We start from the raw sequence: 3,725 nt of genomic DNA on the forward strand, positions 1-3,725 counted from the left end.
AACCAAGAAAACATGTTTATCCGAATCTTCCAAATCGCTGCTTAGTCCCTATTGCGAATGCCCCTAGAACAAAGGGTTATTTAGTGTACCCAAAATCCACTTAAAGGGTACAAAGTCCCGATATTTCCGATCTCGACCACTCAAATCCCGTAAGCAACAAAGAGCTTCCTCCGAAGAGAAAGCTCTAAATATAATCAAGTCGTTAATCAACACCGTTTGACAAAGACCCGAAAAAAGTTGAAGGTATCGTTTATTTTAATTGGTTTGTGTTATAATTTGGGCGAATGGAGGGGAATATTATGCACATGAAAAGAGTACTACTTACAGGTCTTAGCTTAATACTTGGAATTACAGGTTTCGTTGGCACTGCTCATGCGGCGACTAAAGCACCTGCTAAAAGTTATTACAGAGTAATCACAAAGACTGTTAAAGTTGGCAAAGTAACTATTCCTGCCAATACGCGTGTATTTGCATATTTTGATAAAAAAGGCAACAAACAGTATGCTAACATTGAATTAGGTACTTTACGTTATCGCATTAGACAGCAAACCTCAGCAAAATTCTTAAAGGTACGTGTTAATCATAACTTTAAGACCACTAAAGCTGTTCCAATGGATCGTTTATCATTCATGTCAAAACCAAAAACAGATGTATCTAAAAAGGGCACCGAGTATAAAAATGCTACCATTCGCTTTACCACAGATGGTTATGTAGAATATTTTAAAAATGACAAGGCAAACACAAAACCGATTTCCTCAACTAAGGTAACTAACTCAAAAGCAAGTGGCAATTCGACTTATGTTTATTCCAAGAAAAATATGCTTAAATTACCTGACAAAAAAATTAACAGTAAAGGAAATTATCGTTATCGATTAACCGTTCACTTTACTGATCATCAAGCTAAAGATGTACTCACGGCTCTTCAATATTCAGTGGAGAGCAGCAAAAACTTCTTCTACACTCCAGTTGGCTTTGCTTAATATCTAATTTTAATTAATAAACAGTTAAGTATCTGAACAAATGGATAGGTGCTTAGGTAATAACGCTCCAACCATATTGGCTGGAGCGTTATTTTAATCTGAAATATAACAGTGAAAACATAACATGTGATTTAAAACAATTTGAGATATTTGGTGAAGTTTTGTTCACGATAGTATCTATTTATGTTTTATTGAATTATCAGTTCTATTCTCTACTCCTCCTAATGTCACCGATTCAGGCTTCAGCACCGATATCCGATGACGTTAGGAGGTTTCTTTATCGATGTAATCTTAACAATGAAAAGAGCATCGAAAACTTAACATATGTCTTTTACCGCATAGTATGGTGGTGTCCCAACTGCCACGGAGACTACACCGCAACCATTAAAAATCCGGGGATCGGTGATGATGTTTGTCTTTATTGTGTAAACGTTAAAGTACTCCCTGGGTTCAATTCATTTACTGATAACCACCCAGATTTAATGACACAGTGGGATAAAGTAGCTGATATATTTTTGGTAAGCGCCAAACAAATTTTAGACTCATGTGCCATAAATGTCTGGTGGATTTGTGAAGACAATTCTTTACATCATTACCAATTGTCGCCGAAAGAGACGGGATCTTGTTTAGTCCCTGATTAGAAATAATCGCAAATATATTTTAGATGGGATCAGAAAAACAGATTTCTTTTTTGAGGAAGTCTGTTTTTTCTAAAACTCATTACCCTACTTGGAGTAAAAGATAAAATAAAGTACATTTTTAGACTAAAACGACATTTTCTGACCGTGCTTGACATTGCTAAATCATGGAATAAATTTATCAGGGCAATACCATTTGCCCCAAGTGTACTTAATCTTTGAATCATAACCAAAATTTTTTATTTTTTGGTTTAACTTTAATTTTATAAATTTATAAACGGCTTTGCTACAAAGCGCAACCAGTTAAATTATACTTTAAACACTAATTACTTGTTATTACAACAACATTTATCAATAATCGTACTCAAAGAGCAACCTGGTCACCTAAAAACATTTTATATAATATCTTTTAATGAAGTCATAATCTTTCCCTTATTAACTTATTTTAGAAATTTTCAATCAAATTGTATTATGCTATACTGCTTTCGTTAACGAATTACATAATACGTGTTATGAATATAAAACATAGGGGTATTATATTTTGAAATTATATACAAAACGATTTTCATTAATTTTTGCAACTGCACTGTTAAGCTCAACCTTTATTCAAGCTGGAATAACTGAACAGCAAGCACAAGCTGATACAACTTCAAACAACAACTCAGAACACAAAATCTTCAACCGCTCAAAGTAACGTGCAATTGCATCCAGAATTAATAACCGAGGACCAGGCTTGGGACTTAATTCAAACAAAAATAGCTTCTGCAACGGCTGAACAAAGACAACAAATACAACAAAAAATTAAATCATCCATGAACATTGAAAAAAATGGGGACGAGACTGTAGCAACCTTTTCCGATATTTCAATTGAAAATGCATACATCTCCGTATTAGATCCATCTGCTTTAATTGTAAGTGCTCGTAAAACCGGAACCAGCAAAATAGTTTGGCATGGTGCTGCTAAGAAAGGCAATTTAGATTTATATTTAAGCGCTGGTATGCTAAATAAGCTTAAAAAAGGTTCTATTAGTGCAGGTGTTGGAATAGTTATGACTGCTTTACTCTATGCAGCTGGGGGCCCAGCTGGAGGCTTCGCAGCTGCTTCACTTAATGCTGCGCTTAAGTTTGTTGTTGGCGCAGTTATTAAGGAAAATATCAAGCATTTCAAGGCTGGTAGAATTATGAAAATCCGCAATTGGAAATATAAAGGAATGAGCTACCAATAATTTAGGAGCTGGTAATTATCAATTTTAAGTCAAGAAAAGACAGCTTTGCAAATCAATTTACAAAGAACCAATATTTTATAATTCTTGCAATAGCCATATTCATTTTGTTGTCAGCGATTTTCATTTCTTTCTTTAGAAACGCTGACAGTTTGTCAAGTGGTTTAATGGCAATTGACTACTTCATCTGGGCTGATCTGTTTATCTTTCGACTTTGTAGAACCAAAATCTATTTTTTCTTCTGCCTTATAATCGGGTCTGTCGTTCCTGGCATCTTGTTACTAATTATAGAAATAATTTTGAACCTTTCAGTAGGTAATTGAATCATCGTTTAGTCATATTTATAGCGACTCGCTAAGTAAAAAGTCGTCAGAAAAGGCTCTTTGGCAAACATCCCAAAGTAAGAGGTATCAAGATTGTGACGACAATCTTGATACCTCTTTTACTATACCTAAACTGAGGCTGAGGTCGTCAACACCAGTGGAATATAAATTCCGAGTGACAAACTGACCCATCAGCGCATATTGAATAGTTAAGTTTAGGATGTGGGTCTTTTAAGACTGGACGTAGAAAACATCTTTTTTGGGAAAAAGTAAACCTAACTTCGCACATAAATTTCTAAAGATCACACATTTTTATCTGTTTTTTACATAAAGTTCAATCAAAATAAGTAAAATCAATCATGATATTCACTTTTTACACATTTTATACGATAAAGTGAATGCGGGAGTTGGAAGCAGAAAAAAGTGTGTGGCTTATTATTTCAACGTATAGATTTATATTAATGTCAACGCCGATGTGAAAATGTCGTTTTTTGCCGATTAAAAAATGCTGTTTTTTACCGATAAGGTTTACAGTGTCTCACTGCTCCTTTCTTTATTTTG

Annotated in this window: 3 protein-coding genes; all 3 read left to right on the forward strand. The window is 34.4% G+C overall.

Features of this window, described 5'->3' with window-relative positions:
- The first annotated feature begins 299 nt into the window (after window positions 1-299).
- The 3 genes from FFM73_RS12190 (at window position 300) to FFM73_RS12195 (ending at window position 2,844) form a co-directional block, all read left to right on the forward strand.
- Window positions 300-980 (forward strand): hypothetical protein, encoded by a 681-nt coding sequence (locus FFM73_RS12190; RefSeq protein WP_137631917.1) that lies wholly within the window; start codon window positions 300-302, stop codon window positions 978-980.
- A 1,179-nt stretch (window positions 981-2,159) separates the two neighbouring features.
- Window positions 2,160-2,312, forward strand: coding sequence for a hypothetical protein (locus FFM73_RS12820; RefSeq protein WP_171001297.1), 153 nt, complete (start codon window positions 2,160-2,162; stop codon window positions 2,310-2,312).
- A gap of 7 nt (window positions 2,313-2,319) precedes the next feature.
- Window positions 2,320-2,844: a hypothetical protein gene (locus tag FFM73_RS12195; protein ID WP_137631918.1), complete on the forward strand. Its 525-nt coding sequence runs from the start codon at window positions 2,320-2,322 to the stop codon at window positions 2,842-2,844.
- Window positions 2,845-3,725: the final 881 nt, after the last annotated feature.

Origin of the sequence: Secundilactobacillus hailunensis (assembly GCF_005405185.1) — a bacterium.
Taxonomy (GTDB): domain Bacteria; phylum Bacillota; class Bacilli; order Lactobacillales; family Lactobacillaceae; genus Secundilactobacillus; species Secundilactobacillus hailunensis.

What these genes read in the sequence shown, in the direction of transcription:
- FFM73_RS12190 (WP_137631917.1), top strand. Translation starts at nt 300, where the DNA reads ATGCACATGAAAAGAGTACTACTTACAGGTCTTAGCTTAATACTTGGA.